A 3,574-nucleotide genomic window follows, 5' to 3' on the forward strand; every position below is an offset into this window, starting at 1 on the left:
AGATGTGTATAAGAGACAGGCCGCGTAGGGGAAGCGGGGCAGCACGGCGCACAGCTCGGGCAGGGCCGCAGCGGCCTGCGGGCCCCACTGGCGCAGCAGGTGGACCAGGGCGGCGGTCTCGTTGTTGCCGAGCCCGTCCGAGGCCAGGCGTGCGCGGACGGCGGCGAGCAGGACCGGGTCGAAGGGGAAGTCGGGAGCCTGGAAGCCCCCTGCGGCGTCGAGCGCGCGGGGGCGCCGGTCGAGGCCCCGGGCCAGCAGCGGGGCGGCCTGTCGGGGCGCGACCCGGACGAGCACGGCCAATGCCTGGTCGGCCGCCTCGTCGTCGGGTCGGGCGGCGAGTTCGGCGAGGACGGGCGCGGCCTCGGCGGCGGCCGGGCCGAGCTGGCCGAGCAGGGTTGACGCCGGGTACTCGGCGACGAGTGGGGCGATGGCCGGGACGAGTCGCCGGGGAGCGCTGCGGGAGAGGTAGCAGGCGTGGTCGGCCGCGGAGAGCGCCTCGGTCCGCACCTCGGGGCGGCCGTCGCGCAGGGCGGCGTCCAGCAGGGCGAAGGCGCTCTCACGGTCTGCCTCGGTCTCGCGGCGCAGCAGGCTGTCGACGAACGCGGGCAGCGGCTCCGTGTGGTCCATGCTGTTTCGGTCGACGGTGAAGTCGCGGGCCGGCAGCAGCCCGAGCGCGGCATCGTGGTGGGCGTCGGTCCACGGCTCCCCGGCGGCCAGAGCAACCAGGAGCGCGGCCAGGCGCAGCGGCGCGGGCGTGTCCGCGCCGAGCAGCGCGCGGGCCTCGACGGCGGCGCCGGAGACGTCGACCCGGCCGAGGGCGATGAGCAGTTCGGCCCGGACACCGGGGTCGGCCTCGGCCGTCCACCGGCTTCGCAGGGCGACCAGGGCGGCCTCGGCACTCCGGGTGTGACCGAGCGTCCAGGCGGCGAGCAGCCGGACCTCCGCGTCTTCATGGGTCAGCAGCGGTATCAGCAGGGGGACCTGGGCGGCGACGGCGGCCCGGACGGCGCCCGGCGCGATCTCCCATGCGTCATCGCTCTCGGCCAATCCGCCGAGCAGGCGGAGGACTTCGGTCGTCCCGGGCCGGGCGGCGGCGGCGATCCGGGCGAGGTACGGGACGGCGTCCACGCTGGCGGCGTACACCGTGCCCTGGTGGAGGATGCACGAGTACAGCTCCGAGATCGCCTCCTCGGCGTCCCCGCCGCCCTCGGCGAGGGCACGCAGCAGGTCGGGGAGGTCCTCGGCGGGGCCGTAGGCGTGCGAGACGGAGGCCCAGGAATGGGCGTCGAGGCCAGCGAGGGCGTCAGCGAGATCCATGCGCGTGATCTTCGCAGCCAGGTCCGACAGAACGGTCAGGGGCCTGTGACGACCTGCGTCAGCGCGCCTGCTGCGTCCCCTTCTGCAACGACCCGAAGTCGGCGGAGCACCGGTTTCACCCCGCCCACGCACGCGGGGCCCGGGAGCTCCGCTTCCCCGTCGATGTCCTCGCACAGCAGGTGCGACGCCTCACCTCGGAGAACCGGATCTGCTGCTGAGCGCGGACCGCCCGGTCCCGGGGAGCGGTGTGCCGCGTCTCGCCTGCCGCATCACCACGTACGATCCGGCCGATCGGGACGACCACGGCCACTCCCTCGGTCTGGAGCAGCCGGCCAGCGGCCACGGGGGCCGGTAGAGGAGGCCTACCAGCGGGCTGGCGACCTACCGGCGCCCCCTCCCCCTGGGCTCCCGCGACCCGAAGTCGTGAACCGGCCCCGTCTACCGGCTTCGCGGGATGACGGGCCAGGCCGACTCGACGACCGCCCTCGGGTTCGTGGTCCGGCGCAGGTAGGCCTGCAGAGAGGCCGACTGCACCGCCGCCGCGCGCACCTGGAGGTCGTGCAGGGCCGTCGAGGACATCGTCCCGACGGGCCGGTGCCTCTCGGCCATGCGTCGCACCACACGCGCGGCAGCCACCGCGTCCGCCCTCGCGTCGTGCGCGTCTTCGAGTGACACGCCGTAGTGCGCGCACAACGCGTGCAGGGCACGCCTTCCCTTCCGGTACTGGTCGACGTGCTTGTCGATCACCAGAGGATCGATGACCGGCGAGGGCACGACGCCCAGCCGCTCGCTGACCGACTCCAGCCCGTACCGGCTGCACTCACGGTCCAGCAATGACAGGTCGTAGCGTGCGTTCATCACGACCAGAGGTGTCCCGGAGCGCAGCTCCTCGGCGACGGCCTGAGTGATTTCCTCGACCGCGGACGGTGCCGAGACCCCGTGCTCGCGGGCATGAGCCGTCGAGATGCCGTGGATCGCCGAAGCCTGTTCGGGTATCCACACCCCCGGGTCGAGCAACCACGTGCGCTCCGCCGAGACGGTCCCGTCCGGCTCCAGTCGCACGACCGCCGCGGTGACGATGCGGTCGGTCTCGACGTCCGTACCCGTGGTCTCCAGGTCGAAGGCGGCCAAGGGCCCTGCCATCCAGCTCATCGCCCGGCCCCCGCTCCGGCGTGAGCCGGAAGCCCGCGTCCCGGTACCGGATGAGGCGCCCGAAACGCGGCTGAACCGCGGGAACCGCGCCTCGCGTTGTGTGCGACGACCGGCCCATCGGCGCTCCGGCACTCCCCGAGGGCCCCGGCGACGGCGTCCGCCACCTCGCGCACCGGCCGGCCCCCCTCCGCCGTCCGCTCGCCGCTGTCGCCGTGGGTCGCCGACGCCAGATCGGGGATCCGGACGCCCGGGTCCGCCGACCGGGCGCGGCACCGGACGGGCTCTCGGCCGGTGCTCCCCACCGCGGCGCCCGCGGCGGTCACGATGCGGGCCTCCAGCGGGTCCGTGCCGGTCGTCTCCAGGCCGAACCCGGCCCGACGCTCCCGGTGCCAGCTCATCCCGTACCTCCTTCGGTGGTGCTCTCCCCCTCGTGATGACCACCTTCGCACGGGCCACTGACAACGCAGGAGGGGGCGTCAGAAGAAGGACCGCGTCAGGAGACAGGCCGCGAATCGGTCCAAACCGACTCGAATTCCTCACGGTAGGTCTCGAAGAGCCCGTGCTCGCTGTCCTGCCCCGCACGGACCACGGCCCGTCCCCCGCCCCGCAGCACGAACACGGGTGCCTCCATGCCCCGCGCTCGCCGCAGGTAGGGCTGCACGACCCCGACGGCGTCGGGCCCGTCCCCGTCCACCAGGTAGGCCGTGAAGCGCGGCGTCTCGTCGAAGACCTGGATCTGGAAGGCGCCCGGATCGCGGAGCTTGGAGCGGACCCGGCGCATATGGAGGATGTTCATCTCCACCGAACGGCTCAGCTCCCCCTTCTTGAGGCCGAGTTCCCGCTCCCGGCGCTTGACGGCGCTGCTCGCCGGATTGATGAACAGCAGCCGCACCCGGCACCCCGACTCGGCGAGCCGGATCAGCCGGCGCCCCGAGAAGTTCTGGGTGAGGAGGTTGAGGCCTATCCCGATCGCGTCCAGCCGGCGCGCCCCGCCGAACAGGTCCTCGGCGGGGAGCTGGCGCTGGAGCCGGACCCGGTCGGGGTGGACGGAGACGACGTCGGCGTACCGGTCGCCCACCAGCTCCTCGACGGCGTCCACCGGCAG

The 3,574-nt window shown here is 73.8% G+C and carries 3 protein-coding genes; all 3 read right to left on the reverse strand.

The window, feature by feature from the left end; genetic code table 11:
• The coding region (locus IH13_RS0120125) for a HEAT repeat domain-containing protein (RefSeq protein ID WP_199814767.1) at positions 1–1,317 on the reverse strand (1,317 nt) is incomplete at its 3' end.
• Positions 1,318–1,755: 438 nt separating this feature from the next.
• Positions 1,756–2,469, reverse strand: a complete 714-nt coding sequence (locus tag IH13_RS0120135) for an exonuclease domain-containing protein (RefSeq protein ID WP_031086399.1) — start codon at positions 2,467–2,469, stop codon at positions 1,756–1,758.
• Between the two features lie 493 nt (positions 2,470–2,962).
• Positions 2,963–3,574: DUF5919 domain-containing protein (locus IH13_RS0120145; protein ID WP_031086404.1), on the reverse strand; the 612-nt coding region annotated here is incomplete at its 5' end.

Source organism: Streptomyces sp. NRRL WC-3549 (genome assembly GCF_000721935.1).
GTDB lineage: Bacteria > Actinomycetota > Actinomycetes > Streptomycetales > Streptomycetaceae > Streptomyces.